Genomic DNA, 25219 nt, shown 5'->3' with positions numbered 1-25219 from the left:
GTACGGCCGCGTTGATCACCAAGGTGGAGGGCATGGACCAGCAGAACGAGCTCCTTCGTGCTCCCCGTGCCGTGCCCGCCCCGCCGATCCCCCCGGCCGCCGGCCCCCCTTGTGCCGGGACCTCGCCCGCCGGGTCCGGGACGCGGACACCGGTGCCCCGGCCCGGGCTCACGCTGGTGACGGCGCTGCTGGGGTTCGGGCTGATCACGCTCGACACCTCGGTGGTGAACGTCGCCCTGCCGGCCGTCGGCGGCGATCTGGGCGCCGGTATGTCGGGGTTGCAGTGGACAGTGGACGCGTACACGCTCGCGCTGGCCGCGCTGCTGCTGTCCACCGGGGCGCTGGCCGACCGGGTCGGCGCGAGCCGTGCATACGCGGTCGGCGTCGCAGTCTTCACACTGGCCTCGGCGGCCTGTGGCTTGGCGCCGGGGCTGCCGGCGCTGGTCGGTGCGCGGGTGGTGCAGGGCATGGCGGCCGCGGTGATGCTGCCGGCGTCGCTGGCGCTGGTCCGGGAGGCGTACCCGGACCCGGCACGGCGGGCCCGCGCCGTGTCGCTGTGGGCGGCGGGCGGCACGGTCGCGATGGCGTTCGGCCCCGTCGTCGGTGGTGCGTTGACCAGCGGGTGGAGCTGGCGCTGGATCTTCTTCGTCAATCTTCCGGCGGGGCTCCTCGCGCTGGCGCTGACGACGCGCGTGACACGCTCCGCCCGGCGCCCGGCGCCGCTGGACGTGCCGGGGCAGCTGACCGCGGCGCTCGCGCTCGGCGCGCTGACGTTCGCAGCGATCGAAGGCGGCCCGGAGGCGTGGTGGGCGCTGGGCGCGGCGGCGGTGTCGTCGGCGGCCTTCCTGCTGATCGAAGCACGGCACCGGCATCCGGTGGTGCCGCTCGGGCTGTTCCGGTCGCCGAACGTGGCGGTGTCCGTCGCGGCCGCTTCGGCCAACAGCGTCGCCTTCTACGGCATGGTCTTCGTCTTCGGCCTGTACTTCCAGCAGGTGCTGGGGCTTTCGGCGCTGGCCGCGGGGGTGATGTTCCTGCCCATGACGGGGCTGCTGCCCGCGGTGAACGTCCTGTCGGCCAGGGCGGCCGCCCGCCACGGCGCCCGGCTGCCGGTGGTCACCGGCCAACTGGTCACCGTCGCCGGTCTGCTGCTCCTGCTGTACGTGGATGAGTCCGCGCCACCCGCCCTGGTCGCGGCGCTGCTGGTGCCGATGGCCCTGGGGTGCGGTCTCGCGCTGCCCCCGCTGATCGCCACGGCGATGGACGCGGTACCGGCGGAGCGCGCGGGCACGGCGGCGGGGGTGCTGAACGCCGCGCGCCAGACCGCGGGCGGGCTGAGCATCGCGGTGTTCGGGTCCTTCGTCGCGGACGGGTTCGTGGCGGGCATGAGGGCGGCCCTCGCGGTGAGCGCCGCCCTCATGGCGGTGGTCACGTTCGCGGCGTTCCGGCTCGGGCCGTCCGCTTCCGGTACGGAGCCGGCGCCGGCCGGTACGCACGCCCCCTGACCGTGCCGCCGGCCCCGCGGTCAGCGTTCCGGACGGCCGTCCACGCGGCGCGGCAGGCCCAGCGGGTTGTCGTCGCGGAGCTCCGGCGGGAGCAGCGCCTCGGGGGTCGACTGGTAGGTGACGGGACGCAGCCAGCGTTCGATGGCCGTGGCGCCGACGGAGGTCGAGGTGGAGGTGGTGGCCGGGTAGGGGCCGCCGTGGTGCTGCGCGGGGGCGACGGCGACGCCGGTGGGCCAGCCGTTGACGAGGACGCGTCCGGCGAGCGGGGTGAGTTCGGCGAGGACGGCGGCGGCGTCGCCGCCGCCCGCGGCCTCGTCGGCCGACAGGTGCACGGTGGCCGTGAGGTTGCCGGGGAGCCGGGACAGCACGGCGGATACCTCGTCGCCGTCCTCGTACCGGGCGACGACCGTGACCGGGCCGAAGCACTCCTCCAGCAGCACGTCGTGCGGCCCGTCGGCGGCGAGCCGGGCGGCCGGTACGGTCAGGAAGCCCGCCCGGACGGTGTGCTCCTCGCCGGGGCCCGGGCTGACCGGGGCCTCCACCTCCGGCAGGGCGGCCCGTTCGGTGACGCCCTCGACGAAGTTGTCGCGCATCCGGTGGTCCAGCAGGACTCCTTCGGCGGTGGTGGCGACGGCGTCGGCGAGGGACTTCACGAGCCGGTCGCCGGCCTCACCGGCCGGGGCGAGGACCAGGCCGGGCTTGACGCAGAACTGGCCGTTGCCGAGCGTCATCGACCCGGCCAGTCCGGTGCCGATCTGCTCGGCGCGCTCGGCGGCGGCCGCCTCGGTGATCACCACCGGGTTGAGGGAGCCGAGCTCGCCGTGGAACGGGATGGGGACGGGGCGGGCGGCGGCCGCGTCGAACAGCGCCCGCCCGCCGCGTACCGAACCGGTGAAGCCGGCCGCCGCGATCAGCGGGTGCCCGACGAGCTCGACACCCGCCTCGAAGCCGTGCACCAGCCCCACCACGTCGGCGCTCAGGCCCAGCTCGGTGGCGGCCAGGCGCAGCACCTCGGCGGCGGCCTCGGAGGTGGCCGGGTGGTCGGGGTGGGCCTTGACGACGACGGGGCAGCCGGCGGCCAGGGCGCTGGCGGTGTCGCCGCCGGGCACGGAGAAGGCGAAGGGGAAGTTGGAGGCGGCGTAGACGGCGACGACGCCGAGCGGCACCTTCCAGCGGCGCAGGTCGGGGACGGGCGGCGTGGCGCTGTCGTCCGGGTGGTCGATGATCACGTCGAGGAACGCGCCCTCGTCGACGAGGTCGGCGAAGGCGTGCAACTGGTAGCAGGTGCGGGCGAGTTCGCCGGTGAGGCGGGGCGTGCCGAGGGCGGTCTCCGCGTCCGCCGTACCGATGAGCCGGTCCTTCCCCGCGTCGAGGAGGTCGGCGGCCCGGCGCAGGAAGGCCGCGCGGACCGTGCGGTCGGCGAGCGCCCCGCGGGCGGCGTGGGCGGCGCGTACGGCGCTGTCGACGTCGGCGGCTGTGGCTTCCACCGCAACCTGTCCCCGCCGCTTTCCGGTTCGGGGGTCGACACTCCAGACTTGTGCTGCTGACACGCGGCGTCCCTTCCGTCTCGGCTCTTGCCCGTCCACACTTGTTCGGTATTCTGAACAGCGTTCCTGATGATGAATACACAGGACTCTATTAACGGGCGTGCCGTCAGAACAAGAGGGGCGAGGGCGAATGGCAGCTACCGAACCGGGCGGAGCCCAGGTCAAGTCCGCGGTACGCACGGTGGAACTGCTCGAGTTCTTCGCCGGCAGCCCCGGCATGCACTCCCTCGCCGCCGTCCAGGAGGCCGTCGGCTACCCCAAGTCCAGCCTGTACATGCTGCTGCGCACGCTGGTGGAGCTGGGGTGGGTGGAGACGGACGCGACGGGCACGCGGTACGGCATCGGCGTGCGCGCGCTGCTGGTCGGCACGTCGTACATCGACGGTGACGAGGTGGTGGCCGCCGCCCGCCCCACCCTGGACCGGCTCTCCGACGACACCACGGAGACCATCCACCTGGCCCGGCTGGACGGCACCAACGTCGTCTACCTCGCCACCCGCCAGTCGCAGCACTACCTGCGCCCCTTCACCCGCGTCGGCCGCCGGCTGCCCGCCCACTCCACCTCCCTCGGCAAGGCGCTGCTCGCCACCTACAGCGACGAGCAGGTGCGCACGATGCTCCCGGAGACCCTGCCCGCGCTCACCGAGAACACCCTCACCGACCGCGAGAAGCTCATCGAGGAGCTGCACGCGGTGCGCGAGCAGGGGTACGCCGTGGACCGCGAGGAGAACACGCTCGGGCTGCGCTGCTTCGGGATCGCGATCCCCTACCGCACCCCGGCGCGGGACGCGATCAGCTGCTCGGTGCCCGTGGCCCGGCTCACCCCGGCGCACGAGCAGATGATCAAGGACGCCCTGTTCGACGCCCGGGACCGGCTGACCCTGGCCACGCGGCGGCTCTGACGGCCGCCCGCCTCCCGCCCGGGACTCGTCCCCGGCGCCCGGCCGCCTCCGCCGCACGGCGGAGGCGGTTCACCACCGGGCAGGAGGTGGTGGAGGGCCCGGCGGCGGGAGCGTAGGGGCATGTCACCGACACCCGTACCGCCGCGGACACGGCGGATACCGCGGCCGCCGCTCGCCCCCGCCCCACTGGGCCCCGCCCCGCTCGGCCTCGGGCGCCGGACGCTGCGCGCGCTCGCCATCGTCTCCTGCGTCCCGTACCTCACCCTCAAGACCGCCTGGATCGCCGGCAGCCGCGTCGGTGTCCCCGACGGCAGCGTGCTGCTGGAGCACAGCACCGTGCTGGTCGTCGCCAACGGCGTGACCCTGCTCATGGACACCGCAGTGATCGTGCTGGCGCTGCTGCTCACCCAGCGCTGGGGCCTGCGCGTACCGGCCTGGCTGCTCGCCTTCCCCATGTGGGTGGCGACCGGACTGCTGGTGCCGATCATGGTCGGCTTCCCCGTCCAGTTGCTGAGCCCGGGAGGCGCCGAACAGGACGAACCGTTCCTTCACGACTGGGTCTTCGGGGTCGTGTACGGCGGCTTCATCGTGCAGGGCATCACGCTGGGCTCGCTGTTCACCCTGTACGCGCGGGACCGGTGGGGTCACGTGTGGCGGGGCGGCCGGGTGGCCGGCGGCCCGGCGGGCGCGGGCCTACGGGCGGTCACGGCCGGCGCGTCCCTGCTGCTGCTCGCGCCGGCCGCGGCGCACGCGCTGTGGGCGCTCGGCGGGACGGCCGGGCTGCCCGCGCGGCGGATCGCGGAGCGGTCGGCCGACTTCCACACCGCCGAGGGCCTGCGGGTGCTCTTCGCGGCCGCCGCCGTGGCCGGCGTGCTGTGGCTGGTGCACGGCGCGGACCGGCCGGGCGCGGGGAGGGCGCCGCTGGCCCTGGCCTGGGCCGGCTCGGGCGCGGTGGGCTGCTGGGGCGGCTGGATGCTGCTGTCGGTGCTGCTGCCGCAGGACGATCCCGGGAACGAGCCCACGGCGGCCATGACCCTGACCTACGCTGGCGAGATGATCACGGGGGTGCTGCTGGCCTGCTGCATGGCCGTCGTCCTGCGACGGCGCGCGGGAAACGCGGGGCGTCCGGCGTGAGGAGGCTGCGGGGAGCGCTGCTGGGGCGCCGGGCACGGCTGCGCTGGGTCCATCTGATCCTGGGCGGCGCGTTGCTGATGCCGTTCTGGCTCCTCGGCACGGTCCTCGTGTCGCCGTTCACGGACATGCCCGGCGGCGTGTGGGGCGGTTCCGCCGGCGCGCAGTTCGCGGCGTACGGCGTGGCCCTGCCGTTCGCCGCGGTCACGGCGCTGTTCCCGCTGACCCGGCCACTGTCGGTGGCGGCGGCGCGCAGCCTGTGCGGGGTGGCACCGGAGCGTTTCGCGGACGGCCCGGCGAGGTCGTGGGCGGCGCGGGTGCGCACCGCCGGCTGGTTCACGCTCCACGTGGCGGTCGGCGGACTGGTCGCCGGGGCGTCGCTGGCGCTGCCGCCGTTCGCGCTGTCGCTGATGGTGCTGCCGTTCTCCGCGTCGCTGCGCGCGTCGGCGGCCGCCTCGTTCTGGTCGCTGGACCAGGCGTGGCTGGTGTGGGGCGGCGTGCCCGCGGGAGTGCTGTCCCTCGTCGCCCTCGCGGCGGCCGCCGCCGGGGCCGGGGCGCTGCTGGCCCGGCAGGCGCCGCGGCTGCTGGGGCCGACGCCCGCGGACCGGCTCGCCGCGGCGGAGCGGCGCGCCGCCGAGCTGGCGGTCCGCAACCGGATCGCCCGCGAACTGCACGACTCGGTGGGCCACGCGCTGAGCGCGGTCACGCTCCAGGCCGGGGCGGCGCGCAAGGTCCTGGACTCCGACGTCGCGTTCGTCCGCGAGGCCCTGGCCGCGATCGAGGAGACCGCGCGGCGCACGGTCGGCGAACTCGACTCGGTGCTGGGCCTGTTGCGGCAGGGTGAGGACGACGGGGAGCTGCCCGGGCCGGGCCTGGAGGCCCTGGACCGGCTGCTGTCCGCGCCGGGACTCCGGCCGGCGCCGGCCGTGACGTGCGGCGGCGACCTCGCGCGCGTACCGGGACCGGTGTCCCGGGAGGCGTACCGGATCGTGCAGGAGGGGCTGACCAACGCGGTCCGGCACGCGGCGGGCGCCGCGGTGTCGCTGCGCATCGCCCTCGACGAGGAGGAGTTGGAGATCACCATGGAGAATCCACTGCCCGCCGCGCCCGGCGCACCCGCCGCGCGGCGCCCGGACCGCCCCGGCGGCGGCCGCGGCCTGACCGGTGTCGGCGAGCGGGCCCGTCTGCTGGGCGGCACGGCCGCGGCCGGACCGGTGGACGGCATGTGGCGGCTGACCGCCCGCCTGCCGCTGACGGGCGGCTCCCGGTGAGCGGGAGCGGCACCCCGGCCATCAGGGTGGTGCTGGCCGACGACGAACGGATGGTGCGTACCGCGCTGCGCGTGATCCTCGCCGCCGAACCGGACCTGGAGGTCGTCGGCGAGGCATCGACCGGGGCGGAGGCGGTGTCGGTGGTGCGCGCGCTGCGGCCGGACGTCGTCCTGATGGACGTGCGCATGCCGGAGACCGACGGGATCCGCGCCACCGGGCAGTTGCTCGCGTCGATGCCCGACCCGCCGAAGATCGTGGTGGTGACCACGTTCGAGAACGACGCGTACGTGTACGAGGCGCTGCGCGCCGGGGCGGCCGGGTTCCTGCTGAAGCGGGCGGCGGCGGAGGACCTGGTGGGCGCGGTGCGGCTGGTGGCCCGCAGCGATTCGCTGCTGTTCCCGGCGGCGGTGCGGGAGCTGGCCGCGGCGTACGGCCGCCGCACTCCCGCGGCGGCCCCGCCGTGGGCGGCCCGGCTGACGGAGCGGGAGGCGGAGGTGCTGCGGCTGATGGCGCGGGGCCTGACGAACGCCGAGATCGCCGGCCGGCTGGGCGTGGGCCCGGCGACGGCCAAGACGCACGTGGCGGCGGTGCTGGCGAAGACGGGTGTGCGGGACCGTACGCAGGCGGTGATCGCGGCGTACGAGTCGGGCTTCATCGTCCCCGGGTGAGCCGCCCGGGGCCGGCGTCGCCCTCCTGCGCCGCCCCTCCGCGGCTCCGGCCACCGGGGCGCCCCCGGTCGAGCACGGATGCACGGTCGCGCGGGGCCGCCGGGGGCACCGGCACCGCCGCCGCGCCGGAACCGGTGCCGGGCCCGAACCGCTGCCGCGCCTGAACCGGTGCCGGGCCGGCGGTACCGCTGGTGCCGCGGTACCGCGGGTGCCGCGGTGCCGCGGAGGATGACGAGGGTGGCGCCGAAGTGACCCCCGCGCACGGGAGGTTGCGGGCCGGGCGGTATGCAGGGGGCAGCACCCCTGCCACTGGAGGCCCACCGTGCAACGCCCGCAGCCCCGCCCCGGGACCCGCCCCGGGGGGCGACTCGCGCTCCGCCCGCTCCCCCGCTCCCTGTCCGGCTGGACCATCGCGGTCTTCGGCCTGTGTGCCGCGGCCCTCGGCGCGGTCGGCCTGCTGACCCCCGGCGTCCTGCTCACCGTCATGGGCTTCGACTCCCTGCCCGCCGCCCGGCGCGCGAACGGCGACCACACGCCGGTCTTCCTGACCGCCTCCTCGATGGCGGCGGTCAACATGGGCGCGTATTACCTGCTGGCGGCCGCGACGGACTGGAAGCCCTTCTTCCGTTGGACCGTCCCCTTCCGCCTCCTCACCTGCACCGTCTTCACCCTCGCGGTCCTGACCGGCCGCGCCCCCGCCGGTTTCCTGGGCGTGGGCCTGTGGGAGGGCCTGGGCGCCCTGGTGACGTGGGCGGCGCTGCGGTCCGAGCGCCGGGCGGCCGCCTGACGCCGCCCGAGCGGGCGGGCGAACGGCAGCAGTTCGGCCCGGCGGGCGGCAGCCGGTCCGGCCCGGCGGGCGGCGCGGCCGCTCCGCGCCGTTCCGGTGTCTTGCCAGAGCCTCCGGAGGCTTCTACAGTCCAGCGGCAGCACCCTTGGGAGCGCTCCCACGCGCTCAGCGTCTCCGCCACCGCGAAGGAACCCCCATGAGACCTCTCCTCCGCCGCCTCCGCTCCTTGCGCGCCACCGCCGCCGCGGCCGTCCTGGCGCTCGGCCCGCTGACCGCCCTCGCCGCGGCGGCGCCCGCGGCGCAGGCCGACACCCTCCTCTGCGAGCCGTACGGCACCACGGTCGTCCAGGGCCGCTACCTGGTGCAGAACAACCGCTGGGGCAGCAGCGGGACGCAGTGCGTCAACGCGACCGCCACCGGGTTCGAGCTCACCCGGGCGGACGGCTCCGTACCAACCGACGGCCCGCCCAAGTCGTACCCCTCCGTCGTCCACGGGTGCCACTACACGCGCTGCTCCCCCGGCACCGCCCTGCCGGAGCGCGTCGGCGCCATCACCGGCGCGCCGACGAGCGTCTCGTACGGGTACGTCACCGGCGCCGTCTACAACGCCTCGTACGACATCTGGCTGGACCCCACGCCCCGCACGGACGGCGTGAACCGCACCGAGATCATGATCTGGTTCCACCGCGCCGGGCCCGTCAACCCGGTGGGCTCCAGGACCGGTTCGGCGACGGTCGCCGGACGGGACTGGGAGGTGTGGACCGGCAACAACGGCGCCAACGACGTCCTCTCGTTCGTCGCCCCCTCGGCGATCACGAGCTGGAGCTTCGACGTGATGGACTTCGTCGACCAGGCCGTCGCCCGCGGGCTGGCGCAGCCGTCGTGGTACGTCACCAGCATCCAGGCCGGCTTCGAGCCGTGGCAACACGGTGCCGGGCTGCGCGTGGGCTCCTTCTCCTCCACCGTCGTCACGGACGGCACCGGCCCGGGCCCCGGTCCGGATCCGGCCCCGCCGACGGCCTGCGAGGTCACGTACACCCCGAACGTCTGGCCCGGCGGCTTCACCGCGAACGTGACGCTCACCAACACCGGTAGGGCGCCCGTCGACGGCTGGAAGGCCGCCTTCACCCTCCCGGCCGGCCAGACCGTCACCCACGCCTGGAACGCGGCCCTCACCCCGGCCTCCGGCGCCGTGACCGCGACCGGCACCCCGTCCAACCCCCGGATCGCCCCGGGCGGCAGCCAGTCCTTCGGGTTCCAGGGAACGTACGCGGGCACCTTCGCCGAGCCCACGCGGTTCAGCCTCAACGGCACACCCTGCGCGGTGGCGTGACACCACGCACGACACGGCCGGCCGTCCCCCCGTGGGTACGGCCGGCCGCTTCATGGCCTCAGTGGTGGACCATGCAGCTCAGCTGCGGGGTCGCGGGCGGGGCGCCGCCCGTGGCGGTGAAGCCGTAGGTGGTCGTGGCCCCCGGCGCCAGGGAGCCGTTCCAGGCGGCGCCGGACACGGTGACCGCCGTCCCGCTGCCGCCGAGGGTGCCGTTCCAGAGGGAGTCGATGCGGTGGCCGTCCGGCAGGGTGGCGTGGACCATCCACGACGGGATGGGGGCCGTGCCCGTGTTCCTGACGGTCACCTCGGCCTGGTAGCCGCCGTTCCAGGTGCCGACCGTGCGCTGGGCGGCGGAGCAGCTACCGGTGGGTGTGGGGGTGGGCCCGGGCGTGCCGCCCGTGTCGCCGACGCCCGTCACCTCTCCGTTGCCCCCGTCGAAGACCACGTCGGAGCAGCCGTAGAAGGTCTCCTGGCTGTCCGAGCGCTGCCACACCGAGTAGATGACGTGGCGGCCCGTCTTGCCGGCGGGCAGCGTGGCCGTCCACGTGTACCGGCCCTCCACCGAGCCCACGGGGCCCGTGACCCGGGGGTGGTCGACCGTCAGGAACGGCTGGGCCTCCAGGTCGTCCCAGCGCAGCGGCCGCGCCGGGTCGTAGCCGTCCTTGGTGACGTAGAGGTGGAACCAGCCCGGGTGCGCGGCCCAGGCGTTGTACGAGAAGTCCAGCCGGCCGCCCGAGGTCAGATGGGTCAGCGGCCACTCCGCACGGGGCAGGTCGAAGCCGCTGTAGGCCGGGTTGCCGCCGCTGCAGAGCTTGCCGTCCGGGATGAAGCCCGCCGTCCGGCCGGCGCCGTCGGAGCGGAGCACCGAGAACCAGTTGTAGAGCGCGTTGTCACCGCTCTGCGTGACGGCCGCGTCGCAAGCGGGGTTCCTGGGGTCGATGTTGCCCTGCGGGGTCAGCCCGTCCTTCCAGCACAGGAACGTTCGGCTGCCGGGCTGCATCATCGCGCCGTGCGCGGCGGCCGGGCTGCTCGACACCATGACCAGCAGCAGCGCGGGGAGCGCGGCGAGCAGGGCGAGCAGCACCGGTGACCGGGGGATCGTGCGTGGCTTCACGGTGTGTCTCCTTCAGTGGGGGGCTGTCCGCCCGGCGCGTCCCACCGGGCCGGGCGGACGGAGGTGGAGGGTGATCAGGCCGGGGGCGCGCCCCAGGCGAGGGTGGTGCCGGTGTACGCGGGGATCGCGGGCGCGTCGGTGTACGCGGTCGCCGTCGTCCGGCTGTGGTCGTCGGCCTCGTCGAAGGCCGACCAGTCCGCCTTGGCCATGCGCAGCTGGATGTCGCCCGAGTCGCGGCCCGCGGCCAGTGCGCCGTTCGTGAAGGTGACCTCCAGGTAGGCGTCGGCGCCCGCGACGGGTGCCGGCAGGGGCACCACCCGCAGTTTCACCTGCGCGCACCCGACCGCCGCGTAGTCGCACCAGGCGTTGACCGGCGCCGAGCCGTCGCGCGTGAAGTAGTAGCGCAGCGACACCGCGCCGAGGTCCAGTGCGGAGGTGCCGGTGTTGACGACCTGGAGCGAGGGCCGGATCGCGTTGTCCGTCGCCGAGGAGTCGTTGCTCTTGGCGCGGGTCTTCACCCCGCCGGCGGGCGCGGGGCCGCCGCCCGCCGCGGTGGTGACGGACAGGGCCGCGGACGCCGCCGACACGTTGCCCGCCGCGTCGCGCGCCCGCACGGTGTAGCTGTACGCGGTCGAGGCCGCGAGCCCCGTGTCGGTGTAGGCCGTCCCGGTGACGGGCGCGGCGTTGACCCTGGTGCCGCCCCGGTACACGTCGTACCCGGTCACGCCCACGTCGTCGGTCGACGCCGCCCAGGACAGGCTGACGGTGGACGACGTCCTCGCCGTGCTGGTCAGGCCGGCCGGCGCGGTGGGAGCGGTGGTGTCCGTGGGGGGAGGTGTGTCTCCGCCGCCGATCACCGGGTGGGCGTTGCGGACCAGCATCGTGAACTGGTCGTGGAACCAGTGCCCGGCCAGCGGCGCGTCGGGCATGGCACCGGTGGGGTTGTTGCCCGCGTTGGGCGCGGTGTAGTCCGGGTTGCACATCGGGTCCGGGCGCTTGCCCTCCTCGTTCGGGATGTCCTTGCTCGCGCCGTCCGACTCGCCCGGCGGCTTGACCCAGAGGAACGCGTCGAGGTGCGAGTCCGGGTGGCCGGGGGGCGAGGCCTGCGGTGGCTGCCCGATGCCGGCGCCGTTGACGTTGCACCACAGGCCGCGGTGCGTCCGGCGGTCCACCTTGGACTGGGAGACGTAGGTGTCGAGGACCGTGCTCGTGGACTCGGCGGCCGGGCGGGCGGCGCCGCCCCAGCCGTTGCGGGAGGTGTCGACGACCATGCCGGTGGACGCGGGCCAGCCCTGGGAGACCAGCGCGTTGTGGACCGCCTTGGTGAAGTCGGACTCGTCGAAGTGGGGGTTCCACTGGTAGTACGTGCCCGACTTGACCGGGTTCCCGCCGACCGTCCTGTTCGGGTCGGCGAGGAACGGCTCGCTGAGCGGTGTGTAGTTGGAGACGTTGGTGACCAGACCGTCCACGGCGGACAGCCCGGCCGTGGTGCCCTTGACGACGTCCGTGTACAGCCGGGTCGTCTCGGACAGGTTGTTGTCCCAGCCGAGCCAGCCGGAGTGGGCGAAGTCCAGGTAGGTGTAGACGTTCGGGACGGCGTGCAGCTTGTTGAGGGCGTACCGGATGGCGTCGACCTGGATGCCGCTGCTCCTGGCCCGGGCGCACTCGGGGTCGGCGAGGTTGGTGACGAGGTTCGGCAGGCCGTCCGGCTCGATGACCGTGGTGATGCGGATGTCCTGGTACTTCGGGTCGGCGAAGACCGCGGCGATGGCGTCGATGTACTCGCTCTTGTAGCGGGCCAGGCCCTCGGCGGTGAGCGGCAGTTCGCCGTTGGAGGCGAGGGCGGCGCAGTCGCGGCCCGGGAGGTCGTACACGACGAAGGTGGCGACGATCGGCCGGCCGGGCGTCTTCTGGGCCAGTGCCAGGTCGAGGTGGTCGGCGAGGCTCTTGCGGCCCGCGTTGGCATCGCCGCCGTGGATGGCGGCGATGCGGTCCAGCCAGACGGCCGTCGGGTGGCTCTTGACCTTCTCCATCCTGGCCCTGAGCGTCGCGTCGCCGGTCCGGGCGATGGATCCGTCGACGAGCCGGGCGTAGTCCGGGTTGACGTAGAAGGAGGCGCCGGCGAACGGGTTGTCGACGTGGGCGTCGGCGGCGGCCACCGCCGGCGCGGAGCCGAGGAGGCCGGCCGCGCCGAACAGGAGGGTGCCGGCGGTGGCACCGGCGAGGGCCGCCCGCCTCCTGGATTTCTTCCTCTGGTGCGTCATGTGCGACACGTGCGGATCTCCCTACCGGAAGGGTGCGGGGAAGGGGAGGGAACCTGTGGGAGCGCTCCCATACACAGGCAATGAACCAGCGGCCGGCCTACGTGTCAATGCACATGACAATGCTTGGAGAAGCAGGGGTGGACGGGCTCCGTCGTCCCTATGCTGATGCCATGATGCGGCTGGAACGGCTCGGCGCCGGTCACGCGCCCGCCCTGCTCGCCTTCGAGCGGGAGAACCGGCGGTACTTCGCCCGGTCGGTGCCGGACCGCGGCGACGCGTACTTCACCGACTTCGCCGCACGCCACCGCGGTCTGCTGGCCGAGCAGGACAGCGGCCTGTGCCACTTCCACGTCGTCGTGGACGAGCGGGACGGCCTCGTGGGCCGGGTCAACCTGGTGGACGTCGAGGACGGGGCGGCCGAGCTCGGCTACCGGATCGGCGAACGCGCCGCCGGCCGGGGCCTCGCGACCGCCGCCGTCGGGGAGGTGTGCCGCCTGGCCGCCAAGGCGTACGGGCTCCGCGCGCTCACCGCGGTGACCACCCTCGACAACGCGGCCTCCCTGGCGGTGCTCCGGCGCACCGGCTTCACCGCGCTGGAGGACCTCACCGTCGACGGGCGCCCCGGCGTGCGGTACCGGCGGCGCCTGGACGTAGGGACGTAGTGCCCGGGGAGTGGCGTCCTCCGCCGTGCATCGCACGGCGGAGGAGGGAGCCGCTGCGGATGGGCGACCGACGACAACGCCGCGGGGTGCGGTGTCCGGACGCCACGAGCCCCACCCGAGATCCGGACGAGAGGCCCTAACGAAGCCTGCCCGCTCCGGCGCGGGCGGCGACGAGGCCGGGGACGGCGCGCGGATCGTCGACCCGCGTCCGCAGCACCGGCGTCCACCCGGCGCCCGGCCGCAGGGTCTCCTCCGGCACCTCCGCGTTGTGGACGGCGATCAGGTCCACCGGCCTGCCGTTGACGCGGTTGCCCACGGCCGTCACCGGCGCGTCCTTCCACTTCTTCAGGATCCTGCCCGCGCCGACGCCGGCCGGCAGCGTGAACGCGTTCTTCTCGGCGTACAGCCGCGATTCATGGCCGATGCCGAAGGAGTACGCGTACGGCCGGTCCTTCTTCACCACGTAGTGGTTGTTGTACGCGTCGACCTGGCCGAAGCGCACGCGCGGGGCGCGCTCCACCACCCCGGTGAAGAGGTTGTGGTGCAGCGTCACCCGGAGCCGGCCGGCGTCCGTGGCGGCCGCGCTGTCGCTGTTGCCGATCATCAGTGTCTTGTCGTGGTCGGCGAACACGTTCCACGAGACGGTGACGTGGTCCGCGCCGCGCACGACGTCCAGCTCGCCGTCGTGCTGCTGATAGATCTCACCGAAGTGGCGGGGCAGCGAACTGTCGGGGTGGCGGCCGTCGGTGAAGGTGTTGTGGTCGATCCACACATGGGTGGATCCGTGCACCACCATGGCGTCGTACTCGGAGTTCCACGCGCCCGTCGCGCCGTCCGTCGGATCCCACTGCGGGAAGCAGTCGAGCGGGCTCTCCAGGGTCAGGTTGCGGACGATGACGTTGCCGGCGTTCTGGATCTGCAGGCTGCCGCCGGTGATCCCGGCGTGCGGTCCGGCCCCCACGACGGTGGTGTGCGCGGGGACGTACGCCTTGACGGAGGCGGCCTGGTTCCGGGCGGAGGCCGCGCGCAGGTCCTCCTGCGGTCCGCTGACGGGGGTGTCGCGGCCCCACACGGCCGGGTCGTAGTCGGCGAGGTACCGGGCGAAGTCGTACCCGGCGGCCTCGAACGCCGCGCAGCCGCCCCCGGTGGCGTCCAGCGTGCCGACGACCCGGACGATCCGCGGCGCGCCGCCGGTGTCGGCGGCGAGCGCGGCCTTGAACCCGGCCCAGGTGGTGACGGTGTACACGTGCTCGGGCGCGGCGGCGGCACCGCCGGTCGTGCCGGTGCCCGCCGATCCCCAGCCGTCACCGGCCGGGAGGGTCCCGCGGGCGAAGTCGCGGGGGGCCGGCCCGCCGGACCCGGCGGCGGCCCGGGCCGGGCTCGTCAGCGACAGCACCAGGGCGGTGCATCCGGCGAGCGCGAGCAGGGGTGCGTGGGTGCGCATGGCGGCTCCTGTCATGTCCGGGGGGAGGGTGGGGGCCAGCTGATCCATGCGGCGGGGACCGGGTCGTCCAGCCGCCGTACGTCGCGGGGGTCCAGCACCCCGGCGGCCAGCAGCCCCGCCGTCACCAGCCGCGCCACCTCGATGGCGCCGCGCGGCCGGAAGTGGGTGTTGTCCCGGACGCCGTCCGGGTGGTTCGGCGATGCGCCGGGCTCGAGCCACAGGAAGTACTCCTCGGACGGCCCCGGCCCGAGTCTGTGCCACTCCGCGAGGGAGGCCGCCTGGACGTCCACGAGGGCGACGCCCTCCTCCCGCGCCAGCTCCCGCACGGCCGCCGGGTACTCGCCGTGCGTCGGCACCGCCCGGCCCGCGGCGTCGAACCGCCGCCGCTCGACGGACGTCAGCAGCACGGGCCGCGCCCCGCGCTCCCGCGCCCCGGTGACGTACCGGCGCAGGTGCTCCCGGTACGTGGTCCAGGGCTCGGTGAAGCGGGCGGGGTCGGCGGTCTTCTGGTCGTTGTGGCCGAACTGGACGAGGAGGTCGTCGCCGGGGCGTACCCCCTCCAGGAGGGCGGTGAGGCGGCCCTCGTCGATGAAGCTCTTGGAACTGCGGCCGTTGACGGCGTGGTTGGCGACGCGGGTGCCCGGGGTGAGGAAGAACGGCAGGGCCATCCCCCAGCCCGTCTCGGGCGCGGCGTCGGCGTACTTCTGCGCGGCGGTGGAGTCGCCCGCGATGTGGAGCGTGCGCGGGCGGCGGGGACGGGCCGCGGTCCGGCCCGCGGTGGCCGGCACCAGCGGGAGGGCGGCGAGCGCCGCCGCCACGGTCTGTCTGCGGCTCAGGGACACGGCAGGGTGCCTCGCTCTCGTACGGAGGGGGTGGTGCGGCCGGCGGCGGGACGTGGCACCGCCACCGGCCGCGGGCTCAGCGTGCGTTCTGCTCGTTCCACTCGGCGCGGGCGGCGTCGAGCTGCTCGGCGAGCGTGTCGAGGAACTGCTTGGGGGTCATCCGGCCGAGCAGCACCTTCTGGAAGTTCGGCTCGTTGTCGGCCTTGCTGATCTTGTTCCAGTCGGGAAGGTAGTACGGCAGCTCCACGATGGTGGTGGAGCCGTCGGTGAGCGCCTGCGCGCCCAGCCTGGTCGCCTCGGCCTCCCGCACCCACGGGTCGGACTGCGCCTCCTTGTTGGCGGGGATGGCGCCCGCCGACTCGTTCCACTTGCTGTTGGACTCGCGGGAGGCGGCGAACTCGATGAACTTCCAGGCCGCGGCCTTGTTCTTGCTGGTGCGGAACAGGCCGAGGCCGTCCACCGGGTTGGAGACCTGGACGCGCTTGCCGTCCGGCCCGACCGGGTTCGGCAGGCCGGCGAACTTCTCCTTGCCCAGCGCCTTCACATGGTCGGTGTAGGAGCCGAGGTTGTGGCTGAGCATCCCGATGGTGCCGGTGTCGAACTGGGCGACCATCTTCTTGAAGTCGTTGTTGACGTCCGCGGCGGGCGTCGTCCGCTTGTAGAGCCCGACGTACTTCTCCAGGGCCGCCACGTTCCGCGGGTCGTTGACGGTGGTCTTCTCGCCCTCCCAGAAGGACGTGATGCCGGACTGCCCGTACATGGCGTCCAGGGCCGGCGCGATCGAGCCGGCGCCGCCGCGGATGGTGTAGCCGAACTTGTTGTCGCCCGCGTCCGTGAGCTTCTCGGCCGCCGCGTAGAACCGGTCCCAGGTGGTGGGGGGTTCCAGCCCGGCCGCCTTGAACAGGTCGGTGCGGTAGTAGAGGGTGCCGTTGCTGGCGGAGGTGGGGACGGAGTACATCTCGTCGGCGCGGCCGCCGGCCGAGGTGACGGAGTCGACCATGGCGGGGACGAGCTTGCCGTCGAGGGCGGATCCCTTGATGCGGTCGCCGACGGGTTCCAGGGCGTCCTGGGCAACCATGTTGGCGAGGTACGCGGCGCCGACGCCGCCGACGTCCGGCAGGCCGCCGCCCGCGATGGCGGTGTCGTACTTGGACTGCACGTCCTCGCTGGGGACGGGCACGTACGTCACCTCGATGCCGGGGTTCGCGGCCTCGAAGTCCTTGATGATCTCCTGCCAGACGGCGGTGCGGACGCCGCCGTTGTTGTCCCAGAAGGTGATGGTGCCCTTGCCGGAGCCCTCGGCGCCGCTGCCTCCGGTGCCGTCGGCACCGCAGGCGGTGGCGGTGAGGGCGAGGACCGTCGCCAAGGACAGGGCGGCCGCCGTGCGGCGCCGTCCGTGGATGTGCGGGCTGTTGCTCATGGTCGGCTCTTCTCTCTCTCGGCTCGTGCGTGCGGTGTTCCAGGAGCGGTGCGGGCCGGTCGTCCGGGCCGGCGAGGTGGTCGGAGACCTCGTGGCGGGCGGCTTCGGTGCCGGACCTCCAGGGGCGGTCGGTGGCCACGGCGGCGGTGCCGTGGTTGCGGGACGCGCCGAAGCGGGCGTCCTGCCACGCGATGCCGCCCGTGCCGGAAGCGGTCAGGTGATGCGGAAGTCGGTGAAGGTGGCCGTCCCGGCGCTCCCCGGTCCTTCGGGAGCCGCCGCGAAGAGGCCCAGCAGTGCCCCGACCCAGCGCCAGGGCGTGGCGGCGAAGACCGGCCCCGACGGCCGCCACCCCTCCCCCGCGTCGTACGAGAAGCGGCAGCGGGCGCCCGGCGCGACCCCGACGCGCAGCCGTACCCGCCCACCGGGCAGGGCGTGGACCACGCGCGCGTGGGCCGCGTCCCGCTCCCGGTCGGCGACCGGCTCGGCGAAGCGGTGCACGAGCCGCACCGCGCCGTCCGCCGGGTCCCGTTCCAGCCCGATCCAGCCGTACGCGTCGCCCAGCACGGCGAGCCCCGCCCGCGCGCCGGGCCCGGTGGGGTCCAGGACCAGCGACACCTCGGCGGTGAAGGTCTCGGCGGGCAGCCGCTGCGTGAGCACGTGCGGAAGGAGGCGCAGGTCATGGGTGTGCGCGGTGCGGACGCAGGCCAGGCGCAGGCCGTCGCCGCCGTGTGCGACGGTCCACCCGGCGCGCGGGTTCGCCGTCCACTGCCACTGGCGGCCGTACCGGCCGCCGGGGAAGGCGTCGTCGGCCGCGGGCGCCTCGACGGGCTGCGGCGGCCCGGCGGGCTTGCGGTGGACGCGTACGGGCTCGCCCGCGTCGCCGATCACCGGCCAGCCGTCCGCGTCCCACGCCATCGGCTGGAGGTGCACGACCCGTCCGTACGCGCCGCGGGCCTGGAAGTGCAGGAACCAGTCCTCGCCCGCCGGGGTGCGCACCCAGCCGCCCTGGTGGGGGCCGTTGACGTCGGTGGAGCCCTGCGCCAGGACGATCCGCTCCTCGTAGGGGCCGGCGAAGTCGCGCGACCGGAAGGCGCCCTGCCAGCCGGTCTCCACTCCCCCGGCCGGGGCGAGGATCCAGAACCAGCCGTCGTGCCGGTACAGCTTGGGCCCCTCCAGGGTGAACCAGCCGGGGATGCGGTCCCCGTCGACGATCACCTCGCCGTCGTCCAGGAGGGTGCGCCCGTCGCGGCTCATGCGGTGACCGGTGAGCCGGTTCTTCACGCCGGAGCGGGACTTGGCCCAGGCGTGCACCAGATACGCCTCGCCGGTTTCCTCGTCCCACAGGGGGCAGGGGTCGATGAGGCCCTTGCCCGCCTTCAGCAGGTGCGGCTCGCTCCAGGGGCCGCGTATCCGCTCGGCGCTGACCTGGAGGATCCCGTGGTCCGGGTCGCCCCAGAAGATCCAGAAGCGGCCGTCGGCGTGGCGCAGGGACGGCGCCCACACGCCCCGGTCGTGGCGGGGCGCGGCGAAGTCCGCGGCCGGGACGAGCCGGTGCAGGGCGTGGCCGACGAGCGACCAGTTGACCAGGTCGCGGGAGTGCAGCAGGGGCAGTCCCGGGGCGCGTCCGAAGCTGGAGGCGGTCAGGTAGTAGTCGGGGCCCACGGCGATGACGTCGGGGTCGGACCAGTCGGCGGCGAGCACGGGGTTGCGGTAGGTGCCGTCGCCGAGGTCGGCCGTCCACACCGGTGTCATGACAGGGCCTTCCGTACGAGGGCGGCGGCTTCGGGCCGCTGGAGCGCGCCGTCCGCGACGACGGTCACCACGCGGCGTACGACCGTGCCGCCGGGCGGCAGGGGCAGCCGGGTGTCCCAGGCGAGCGCCGAGCCGACGCCGGGGTACTCCGCGGTGCGCACGAACCAGGGGTCCCGGCGGGTGGCCTCGGTGGCTCCGGCGAAGACGAGCGTCCAGCCCGGGCCGGCCAGGGCCAGCCAGCCGGCGGTGCGTCCGTGCACCGCCCCCTCCCCGTCCGCGCCGGCGGTGAAGACGTCCGGAGCGGCGGGGCCCTTCGGGGCGCGCCAGAAGAAGCCGCCGTATCCGGCGCCCGGTCGGCCGTTGGTGGCCGGGGACCCGATCGAGAGCTCCTCGGGGCCGGGGTTGGTGAGCGCGGAGGTGAAGTCCAGCGCCCAGGCGGTGGGGGTGAGGGCGGTGACGGCGACGGTGCGCCGCTCGCGCAGCAGTGCGGTGCCGCCGGTCCGCCAGGACAGGTCCTCGACGAAGCCGTCGGGGTCGCGCAGCTTCCACTCGTCGTGGCGCTGTTCGCCGTGGTTGTCGAGGAGGGTGGGTCCCCGGCCGCGTACGAAGGTGCGCCCGCCCCAGAAGTTGCGGCCCGCCACGTCGGGCACGGCGACCGAGACGCCCAGGTGGTGGCGGTGGTCCTCGGGCCGCTCCTCGGTGACGGGGGTGCCCCCGAGGGTGGTGACGGGGTGGAGGTACGGGCGGGGCGAGAGCTCCGGTGCCAGGGCGGGCCGGTGGCGGTAGCGGCCCACCGGGCGCCCGGCGCAGCGCAGGACGAGGTCCGTCGTCATGGGTGGTCTGCCTCCAGCTCGGAGAAGAGGGAGAGGGTGCCGGCGGCGGCGTGGACGAGCGCGTCGACGCCCTTCACCACGCGGCGCGGACCGCTGTCGCCGGGGGCGGCGTACCAGGTCCCCGGGGGCAGCGGGCGGGGCTCCGGGGCGGTGCGCACGGCTTCGACGAGCCGCATGAAGGCGCCCGTGCGGTGCGGCGGGACCAGCAGGTCGTCGCCGCGGGTGAGGTGGCCGACGAGGTTCTCCAGCAGGTCGGTGCGGCCGTGGACGGTCTCGGTGGGTCCGTGTCCGGCGCGCTGCACGAGGACGCGGTCCTGCTTGTACCAGAGGGTGATGCGGCCGCGGGTGCCGTGGACCACGACGTACGGCTCGCCGGGTTCCTCGGCGCAGAGCGTGACGGCGACGGTGACGGGGGTGCCGCGGGCCGTGGTGATGCGGACGCAGGAGGTGTCGTCGGCCTCGATGTCGTTGGCGCGGGCCAGCTCCAGGTCGAGCGCGGTGACGTCCTCCGCGTGCGGGCTGCCGTCCAGGGCGAGCGCGGTGGCGACGGCGTGGGCGAGCGGGTTGGTGAGCACCCCGTCGACGACCTCCGTGCCGTCCTCCAGGCGCCGCAGCCCGGCCCACGGGGAGCGGCGGAAGTACGCCTCGTCGCGGGCCCAAGCCCCGGCGGCTCCGATGCCGGTGACCTCGCCGACCGCACCGTCGGCCAGGAGCCGGGCGACGGCGGGCAGGGCGTGCGAGCCGAGCGACTGGAAGCCGATCTGGCAGGCGGCTCCCGCCCGGTGCACCCCGTCGGCCATGCGCCGGAACGCGGCGAGGGAGGGGGCGGGGGGCTTCTCCAGCAGGATGTGGGTGCCCCGCAGGGCGGCGGTGAGCGCGAGGTCGGTGTGGGTGTGGATGGGGGTGCAGATGACGGCGACGCCGCCGCCGGTGGCGCCGGTGGCGTCCAGGAGGGCACCGAAGTCGGCGGACTGCAGCGGGTCGCCGGCGCCGTCGAGCTCGTGCTCGTCGAGCGGGCGCAGTTCGCAGATGCCCGCGAGCCGCACCAGGCCGGCGCGCTGGAGGCGGTGGATGTTGCGCAGGTGCCAGCGGCCGTGGCCGCGGGCGCCCGCGAGCACGACGGGCAGGGGGGTGTCCATGTGCGGTCAGCCCTTCACGGCGCCGGCGCTGAAGCCGGTGATCAGCCACTTCTGGATGAAGGCGAAGACGATCACCACGGGCACGGCCGCGACGACACCGCCCGCCGCCAGGGCGCCCAGGTCCACGCTGTCGGCGCCGATGAGGGTGTTGAGACCGACGGGGATCGTCTGCTTGTCCTGTTCGCTGAGGAACATCAGGGCGAAGAGGAAGTGGTTCCAGCTGTGGACGAAGGCGAACGAGCCGACCGCGATGAGTCCGGGGCGCAGCAGCGGCAGCACCACGGCGCGGAAGGCGCGGAAGCGGGAGCAGCCGTCCACCCAGGCGGCCTCCTCCAGGGAGACCGGCACGTTCTTGATGAACCCGCTGATCAGGATGATCGACAGGGGCAGCTGGAAGACGGTCTCGGCAAGGATGACGCTGCCCAGCGAGTTGATCATCCGGAGGTTGCGGAAGATCTCGAACAGCGGCACCAGCATCAGCGCGCCCGGGATGAACTGCGAGCACAGCAGGGCCAGCATGAACCCGTTCTTGATGCGGAAGTCGAAGCGGGCGAGCGCGTAGCCGCCGGAGAGGGCGACGACCGTCGTCGTCACCAGCGTGATCAGGCCCACGGTCATGCTGTTCTGGAAGAAGACCCCGAAGCTGCGTTCGTTCCAGACCTTCTCGAAGTGCTCGGACGTCAGCGGCCACGGCACCAGTGAGGTCGACCCCGCGGGGCGCAGCGCGAACAGCAGCATCCAGTAGAAGGGGACGAGCGTGAAGAGCAGGTAGAGCCCGAGCGGGACCCAGATCTGCCAGCGCGGCACGTCGTCGAAGGCGCGCTCGCGGCGGGAGCGGCCCCGGGGGGCGGGCGGCGCCGGGGGCCGGTCCGCGGGTGCGGGCACGCGCGCGGGGGTGCCCTTCTCGGCGAGTGCGGCGGTCATGAGCGGTCGCCTCCGAATTTGCTCAGGCGCAGGTAGAGGATCGAGCAGAAGAGGAGGATCACGAACGCGACGGTGGTCAGCGCCGAGGCGTAGCCGAAGTCGTGGCCCTCGATGCCGGTGTTGGCGATCATCAGGGGCAGCGTCGTGGTGACGCCGGCCGGGCCGCCGCCGGTGAGTGTGTAGAGCAGGTCGACGTTGTTGAACTCCCACACGCCGCGCAGCAGCGTGGACAGGATGATGGCGTCCTTCAGGTGCGGCAGGGTGATGTGGAAGAACTGCCGCAGCCGCCCGGCGCCGTCCACCGCCGCCGCCTCGTACAGGTCCTTCGGGATGGACTGGAGGTCGGCGAGGATGAGGATCGCGAAGAAGGGGACGCCGCGCCAGAGTTCGGCAAGGACCGCCGCCCAGAACACGGTGCCCGTGTCGGAGAGCACGGAGGTGCCGTACGAGCCGACGCCGACGTCCGCGAGGTAGCGGCTCACGCCGGTGGAGGGGTTGTAGAGCAGCATCCAGATGGTGGTGGTGAGGACCCCGGAGACGGCCCACGGCGAGAAGACCAGCGACCGGGCGAGCGCCCGTCCCACGAAGGTCTGGTTCACGAGCAGGGCGAGCACCAGCCCGAGGGCGAGTTGCAGCCCGACCTGGACGACGACCCACTTGGCGCTGAAACCGAGCGTGGACAGGAAGAGCGGGTCCTCGGTGAAGATGCGGGTGAAGTTGTCCAGGCCCGCGAAGCCGTTCTTCCAGGGCTTGGTGACGTTGTAGTGCCGGAGGCTGTAGTAGAAGACGCTGAGGACCGGGTAGGCGATGAAGCCCAGCATCAGCAGACCGGCGGGCGCGATCAGCAGATACGGCAGCCGCCGTGGTGCGGCCGTGGCGTGGGCCATGGCGTGTCTCCGTTCATCGGACAGGGGGAAGCGCTTTCCGGATGCCGTTCGGTATTCCGGACATAGGGATGCCGCGGTGGCCGGGTCGCAGGGGTCGCGGGGTGGGTCGCGGGCGTCCGGAGGACCGCCGGATCCGGAAGGGCGGGTCAGCCCGCGTAGGGGTCCGGCACCTCGCCGCTCCTGGCCAGGAAGGCGAAGTCGCAGCCGGTGTCGGCCTGGGTGATGTGTGCCTCGTAGAGCGCGCCGTAGCCGCGTTCGTACCGGGGCGGCGGCGGTGTCCAGCGTGCCCTGCGCCGCTCCAGCTCGGCGTCGTCCACCTCCAGGCGGAGCGTGCGCGCCTCGACGTCCAGGGTGATGAGGTCACCGGTGCGCACCAGGGCCAGCGGCCCGCCGGCGTACGCCTCGGGCGCGACGTGCAGCACGCAGGTTCCGTAACTGGTGCCGCTCATCCGCGCGTCGGAGATCCGCACCATGTCCCGCACGCCCTGCTCCAGCAGGTACGCGGGGAGGGGCAGCATGCCGTACTCCGGCATGCCGGGGCCGCCCCGGGGCCCGGCGTTCCGCAGCACCAGCACATGGTCGGGCGTGATGCCGAGGGCGGGGTCGTCGATGGTGCGCTGCATGGTCCGGTAGTCGTCGAAGACGACGGCGGGGCCGGTGTGCTTGAGCAGGTGCGGCTCGGCGGCGATGTGCTTGATGACGGCGCCGTCGGGACAGAGGTTGCCGCGCAGCACGGCCACCCCGCCCTCGTCCGCGAGCGGGTTGCCGCGGGGGCGGATCACGTCGTCGTCGTGGACGAGCGCGCCGTCGAGCTGTGCGCGCAAGGTGGCGTGGGCGACGGTCGGCCGGTCCAGGTGCAGCAGGTCCGTCAGCCGGGAGAGGAAGCCGGGCAGTCCGCCCGCGAAGTGGAAGTCCTCCATCAGGTGACGGCCGCCGGGGCGGACGTTCGCCAGGACGGGCACGGTCCGCGCGATCCGGTCGAAGTCGTCCAGCGTGAGCGTGACGCCGGAGCGGCCCGCCATGGCGATCAGATGGATCACGGCGTTGGTGGAGCCGCCGAGCGCCAGGACGGTCGTCACGGCGTCCTCGTACGCCTCCCGGGTCAGGATCGCCGACAGCTTCAGGTCCCGGCGGACCAGTTCGACGATCCGCATCCCGCTGGCCGCGGCCATCCGCTCGTGCCCGGAGTCGACGGCCGGGACGGAGGAGGCGCCCGGCAGGGTGACGCCCAGCGCCTCGGCCGCCGCCGTCAGCGTGGAGGCGGTGCCCATGGTCATGCAGTGGCCGGGCGAGCGGGCCAGGCCGTTCTCCAGTTCGGCCATCTCGCAGTCGCCGATGAGCCCGGCGCGCTTGTCGTCCCAGTACTTCCACATGTCCGTGCCGGACCCCAGGACCTCACCCCGCCAGTGCCCCGGCAGCATCGGCCCGGCCGGCACGAAGACGGCCGGCAGGTCGGCGGAGGCCGCGCCCATCAGCAGCGCGGGGGTCGACTTGTCGCAGCCGCCCATCAGCACGGCCCCGTCGACGGGGTACGAGCGCAGCAGCTCCTCCGTCTCCAGGGCGAGGAGGTTGCGGTAGAGCATGGGCGTGGGCTTCTGGAAGGTCTCGGAGAGGGTGGCGACCGGGAATTCGAGCGGGAAGCCGCCGGCCTGCCAGACGCCCCGCTTGACGGCCTGGGCGCGCTCGCGCAGGTGGACGTGGCAGGGGTTGATGTCGGACCAGGTGTTCAGGACCGCGATGACCGGCTTGCCGAGGTGCTCCTCGGGGAGGTAGCCGAGCTGCCGGGTGCGGGCGCGGTGGCTGAACGAGCGCAGCCCGTCCGTGCCGTACCAGCGATGACTGCGCAGCTGCCGTTCCTCGGTGCTCATGCGGCCGGCTCCGTCCAGTCCTTGACCATCCCGGCGACGACGGCCCGGCGCGTCTCGGGCAGCGCGCGGCTCGGCGGCCGGACGGTGCGGCGGCACAGGCCGAGCGCCTCCAGGGCCTCCTTGACGACGGTCACGTTGTCGGCGGACTGGTCGGCGGCGCGCAGCTCCTCGAAGGGCCGGATCCGCTCCCACACGCCGGCGGCGGCCCGGTAGTCGCCGGCGCGCAGCGCGTCGCGCAGGGCGAGGGAGACGGCCGGGGCGACGTTGACGAGCCCGGAGGTGAAGCCGGTGGCGCCCATGGCCCAGTAGGCGGGTGCGTACAGCTCGGCGAGGCCGGCGATCCACACGAAGCGGTCGAGCCCGGCGTCCCGGGCGACGGCGCCGAAGCGGGCGGCGTCGGGCACGGCGTACTTGACGCCGATGACGTTGGGGCAGAGCTCGCCGAGGCGGGCGATGGTGGCGCCGTCGAGGAGCGGGTTGCGGATGTACGGCACCACACCGAGTTCGGGGACGGCGGCGGCGATCTCGTGGTGGTAGTCGATCCAGCCGTCGCGCGAGACGTACGGGTGGACGGGCTGGTGGACCATGACCATGCCGGCACCGGTGTCGCGGGCGTGCCGGGCGGCGGCGACGGCGGTGGGCAGGTCGTGTCCGACGCCGACGAGGACGGCGGCGCGGTCGCCGGCGACCCGCACCGTCAGCTCGGTGACCCGGCGCCGCTCCTCGGGGGTGAGGGCGTAGAACTCGCCGGTGTTGCCGCCCGGCGTGACGGCGCGCACACCGCCGTCGAGGAGCCTGCGCAGCAGGGCGCGGTAGGTGTCCTCGTCGATGCCGCCGTCGGCGCCGAACGGCGTCACGGGGATCGCGACGACGTCCGCGAGCGCCGCCCGCAGCGATGAGTGGTCCATGCGGCTGTCCTTCTCCTCAGGG

21 protein-coding genes are annotated in these 25219 nt (G+C 74.2%); 8 read left to right on the top strand and 13 right to left on the bottom strand.

Translation table 11 applies throughout. The annotated features are described in order from the left end of the window. Positions 1-32 precede the first annotated feature (32 nt). On the top strand, positions 33-1502 hold the full coding sequence (locus ACIA79_RS31565) for an MFS transporter (protein WP_399431827.1): 1470 nt from the start codon (positions 33-35) through the stop codon (positions 1500-1502). A gap of 20 nt (positions 1503-1522) precedes the next feature. Here ACIA79_RS31565 and ACIA79_RS31560 read toward each other — a convergent pair whose 3' ends face one another. Further along, a complete protein-coding gene (locus ACIA79_RS31560; protein WP_399431826.1) occupies positions 1523-3052 on the bottom strand; it encodes an aldehyde dehydrogenase (NADP(+)) in 1530 nt (509 codons plus the stop codon). Positions 3053-3179: 127 nt separating this feature from the next. Here ACIA79_RS31560 and ACIA79_RS31555 point away from each other — a divergent pair, with 127 nt between their 5' ends. The 6 genes from ACIA79_RS31555 to ACIA79_RS31530 all read left to right on the top strand — a co-directional run bounded on the left by ACIA79_RS31555 (position 3180) and on the right by ACIA79_RS31530 (position 9140). Further along, positions 3180-3950 carry an IclR family transcriptional regulator gene (locus tag ACIA79_RS31555; RefSeq protein WP_399431825.1) on the top strand — a complete coding sequence of 257 codons (771 nt, stop codon included), beginning with the start codon at positions 3180-3182 and terminating at the stop codon, positions 3948-3950. A 120-nt stretch (positions 3951-4070) separates the two neighbouring features. Continuing rightward, complete coding sequence (locus ACIA79_RS31550; protein ID WP_399431824.1) at positions 4071-5084, top strand: hypothetical protein; 1014 nt, start codon at positions 4071-4073, stop codon at positions 5082-5084. Next, a complete protein-coding gene (locus ACIA79_RS31545) occupies positions 5081-6352 on the top strand; it encodes a sensor histidine kinase (RefSeq protein ID WP_399431823.1) in 1272 nt (423 codons plus the stop codon). Before ACIA79_RS31550 ends, ACIA79_RS31545 begins: the two co-directional genes overlap by 4 nt. Before the next feature lie 20 nt (positions 6353-6372). Beyond that, positions 6373-7020, top strand: a complete 648-nt coding sequence (locus ACIA79_RS31540; RefSeq protein WP_399431864.1) for a response regulator — start codon at positions 6373-6375, stop codon at positions 7018-7020. A 322-nt stretch (positions 7021-7342) separates the two neighbouring features. Continuing rightward, positions 7343-7807, top strand: a complete 465-nt coding sequence (locus tag ACIA79_RS31535; RefSeq protein WP_399431822.1) for a hypothetical protein — start codon at positions 7343-7345, stop codon at positions 7805-7807. 196 nt (positions 7808-8003) lie between these two features. Then, positions 8004-9140 (top strand): cellulose binding domain-containing protein, encoded by a 1137-nt coding sequence (locus ACIA79_RS31530; protein ID WP_399431820.1) that lies wholly within the window; start codon positions 8004-8006, stop codon positions 9138-9140. A gap of 58 nt (positions 9141-9198) precedes the next feature. Here ACIA79_RS31530 and ACIA79_RS31525 read toward each other — a convergent pair whose 3' ends face one another. Continuing rightward, positions 9199-10254: a lytic polysaccharide monooxygenase gene (locus tag ACIA79_RS31525; RefSeq protein ID WP_399431819.1), complete on the bottom strand. Its 1056-nt coding sequence runs from the start codon at positions 10252-10254 to the stop codon at positions 9199-9201. Between the two features lie 74 nt (positions 10255-10328). Beyond that, entirely contained in the window at positions 10329-12518 is a 2190-nt protein-coding gene (locus tag ACIA79_RS31520) for a glycoside hydrolase family 6 protein (RefSeq protein ID WP_399431863.1), read from the bottom strand. A 170-nt stretch (positions 12519-12688) separates the two neighbouring features. On the opposite strand from ACIA79_RS31520, the gene ACIA79_RS31515 reads away from it, so the two are divergent. Further along, positions 12689-13180: a GNAT family N-acetyltransferase gene (locus tag ACIA79_RS31515; RefSeq protein WP_399431818.1), complete on the top strand. Its 492-nt coding sequence runs from the start codon at positions 12689-12691 to the stop codon at positions 13178-13180. 136 nt (positions 13181-13316) lie between these two features. On the opposite strand, the gene ACIA79_RS31510 is transcribed toward ACIA79_RS31515, so the two are convergent. The 10 genes from ACIA79_RS31510 to ACIA79_RS31465 all read right to left on the bottom strand — a co-directional run bounded on the left by ACIA79_RS31510 (position 13317) and on the right by ACIA79_RS31465 (position 25197). Then, the gene (locus ACIA79_RS31510) at positions 13317-14624 is read right to left on the bottom strand and encodes a polysaccharide lyase family 1 protein (protein ID WP_399431817.1); all 1308 of its coding nucleotides are present in this window, start codon (positions 14622-14624) and stop codon (positions 13317-13319) included. 11 nt (positions 14625-14635) lie between these two features. Then, positions 14636-15466 (bottom strand): rhamnogalacturonan acetylesterase, encoded by an 831-nt coding sequence (locus ACIA79_RS31505; RefSeq protein ID WP_399431816.1) that lies wholly within the window; start codon positions 15464-15466, stop codon positions 14636-14638. A gap of 76 nt (positions 15467-15542) precedes the next feature. Then, positions 15543-16886 carry an ABC transporter substrate-binding protein gene (locus tag ACIA79_RS31500; RefSeq protein WP_399431815.1) on the bottom strand — a complete coding sequence of 448 codons (1344 nt, stop codon included), beginning with the start codon at positions 16884-16886 and terminating at the stop codon, positions 15543-15545. Positions 16887-17099: 213 nt separating this feature from the next. Next, positions 17100-18638: a glycoside hydrolase 43 family protein gene (locus ACIA79_RS31495; protein ID WP_399431814.1), complete on the bottom strand. Its 1539-nt coding sequence runs from the start codon at positions 18636-18638 to the stop codon at positions 17100-17102. Continuing rightward, positions 18635-19471 (bottom strand): PmoA family protein, encoded by an 837-nt coding sequence (locus tag ACIA79_RS31490; protein WP_399431813.1) that lies wholly within the window; start codon positions 19469-19471, stop codon positions 18635-18637. Before ACIA79_RS31490 ends, ACIA79_RS31495 begins: the two co-directional genes overlap by 4 nt. Continuing rightward, on the bottom strand, positions 19468-20610 hold the full coding sequence (locus ACIA79_RS31485) for a Gfo/Idh/MocA family protein (protein ID WP_399431812.1): 1143 nt from the start codon (positions 20608-20610) through the stop codon (positions 19468-19470). The genes ACIA79_RS31490 and ACIA79_RS31485 overlap by 4 nt, the downstream gene beginning before the upstream one ends. Before the next feature lie 6 nt (positions 20611-20616). Then, a complete protein-coding gene (locus ACIA79_RS31480) occupies positions 20617-21534 on the bottom strand; it encodes a carbohydrate ABC transporter permease (protein ID WP_399431811.1) in 918 nt (305 codons plus the stop codon). Then, positions 21531-22421 carry a carbohydrate ABC transporter permease gene (locus ACIA79_RS31475; RefSeq protein ID WP_399431810.1) on the bottom strand — a complete coding sequence of 297 codons (891 nt, stop codon included), beginning with the start codon at positions 22419-22421 and terminating at the stop codon, positions 21531-21533. The genes ACIA79_RS31480 and ACIA79_RS31475 overlap by 4 nt, the downstream gene beginning before the upstream one ends. 146 nt (positions 22422-22567) lie before the next feature. Further along, a complete protein-coding gene (gene araD / locus ACIA79_RS31470; protein WP_399431809.1) occupies positions 22568-24289 on the bottom strand; it encodes an L-arabinonate dehydratase in 1722 nt (573 codons plus the stop codon). Then, positions 24286-25197, bottom strand: coding sequence for a dihydrodipicolinate synthase family protein (locus ACIA79_RS31465; RefSeq protein ID WP_399431808.1), 912 nt, complete (start codon positions 25195-25197; stop codon positions 24286-24288). Before ACIA79_RS31465 ends, araD begins: the two co-directional genes overlap by 4 nt. Positions 25198-25219 lie beyond the last annotated feature (22 nt).

The organism is Streptomyces sp. NPDC051310, assembly GCF_044455245.1.
Classification (GTDB): domain Bacteria; phylum Actinomycetota; class Actinomycetes; order Streptomycetales; family Streptomycetaceae; genus Streptomyces.
Note: the sequence above shows the minus strand (reverse complement) of the source record. Positions and strands in the feature narration are given on the sequence as shown.

Excerpts from the sequence above, each read along its gene's own strand:
- ACIA79_RS31490 (WP_399431813.1), bottom strand. The coding sequence starts at position 19,471 with ATGACGACGGACCTCGTCCTGCGCTGCGCCGGGCGCCCGGTGGGCCGC.
- ACIA79_RS31465 (WP_399431808.1), bottom strand. The coding sequence starts at position 25,197 with ATGGACCACTCATCGCTGCGGGCGGCGCTCGCGGACGTCGTCGCGATC.
- ACIA79_RS31565 (WP_399431827.1), top strand. The coding sequence starts at position 33 with ATGGACCAGCAGAACGAGCTCCTTCGTGCTCCCCGTGCCGTGCCCGCC.
- ACIA79_RS31520 (WP_399431863.1), bottom strand. The coding sequence starts at position 12,518 with ATGACGCACCAGAGGAAGAAATCCAGGAGGCGGGCGGCCCTCGCCGGT.
- ACIA79_RS31510 (WP_399431817.1), bottom strand. The coding sequence starts at position 14,624 with ATGCGCACCCACGCACCCCTGCTCGCGCTCGCCGGATGCACCGCCCTG.
- ACIA79_RS31500 (WP_399431815.1), bottom strand. The coding sequence starts at position 16,886 with ATGAGCAACAGCCCGCACATCCACGGACGGCGCCGCACGGCGGCCGCC.
- ACIA79_RS31530 (WP_399431820.1), top strand. The coding sequence starts at position 8,004 with ATGAGACCTCTCCTCCGCCGCCTCCGCTCCTTGCGCGCCACCGCCGCC.
- ACIA79_RS31475 (WP_399431810.1), bottom strand. The coding sequence starts at position 22,421 with ATGGCCCACGCCACGGCCGCACCACGGCGGCTGCCGTATCTGCTGATC.
- ACIA79_RS31555 (WP_399431825.1), top strand. The coding sequence starts at position 3,180 with ATGGCAGCTACCGAACCGGGCGGAGCCCAGGTCAAGTCCGCGGTACGC.
- ACIA79_RS31480 (WP_399431811.1), bottom strand. The coding sequence starts at position 21,534 with ATGACCGCCGCACTCGCCGAGAAGGGCACCCCCGCGCGCGTGCCCGCA.
- ACIA79_RS31495 (WP_399431814.1), bottom strand. The coding sequence starts at position 18,638 with ATGACACCGGTGTGGACGGCCGACCTCGGCGACGGCACCTACCGCAAC.
- ACIA79_RS31550 (WP_399431824.1), top strand. The coding sequence starts at position 4,071 with ATGTCACCGACACCCGTACCGCCGCGGACACGGCGGATACCGCGGCCG.
- ACIA79_RS31515 (WP_399431818.1), top strand. The coding sequence starts at position 12,689 with ATGATGCGGCTGGAACGGCTCGGCGCCGGTCACGCGCCCGCCCTGCTC.
- ACIA79_RS31485 (WP_399431812.1), bottom strand. The coding sequence starts at position 20,610 with ATGGACACCCCCCTGCCCGTCGTGCTCGCGGGCGCCCGCGGCCACGGC.
- araD (WP_399431809.1), bottom strand. The coding sequence starts at position 24,289 with ATGAGCACCGAGGAACGGCAGCTGCGCAGTCATCGCTGGTACGGCACG.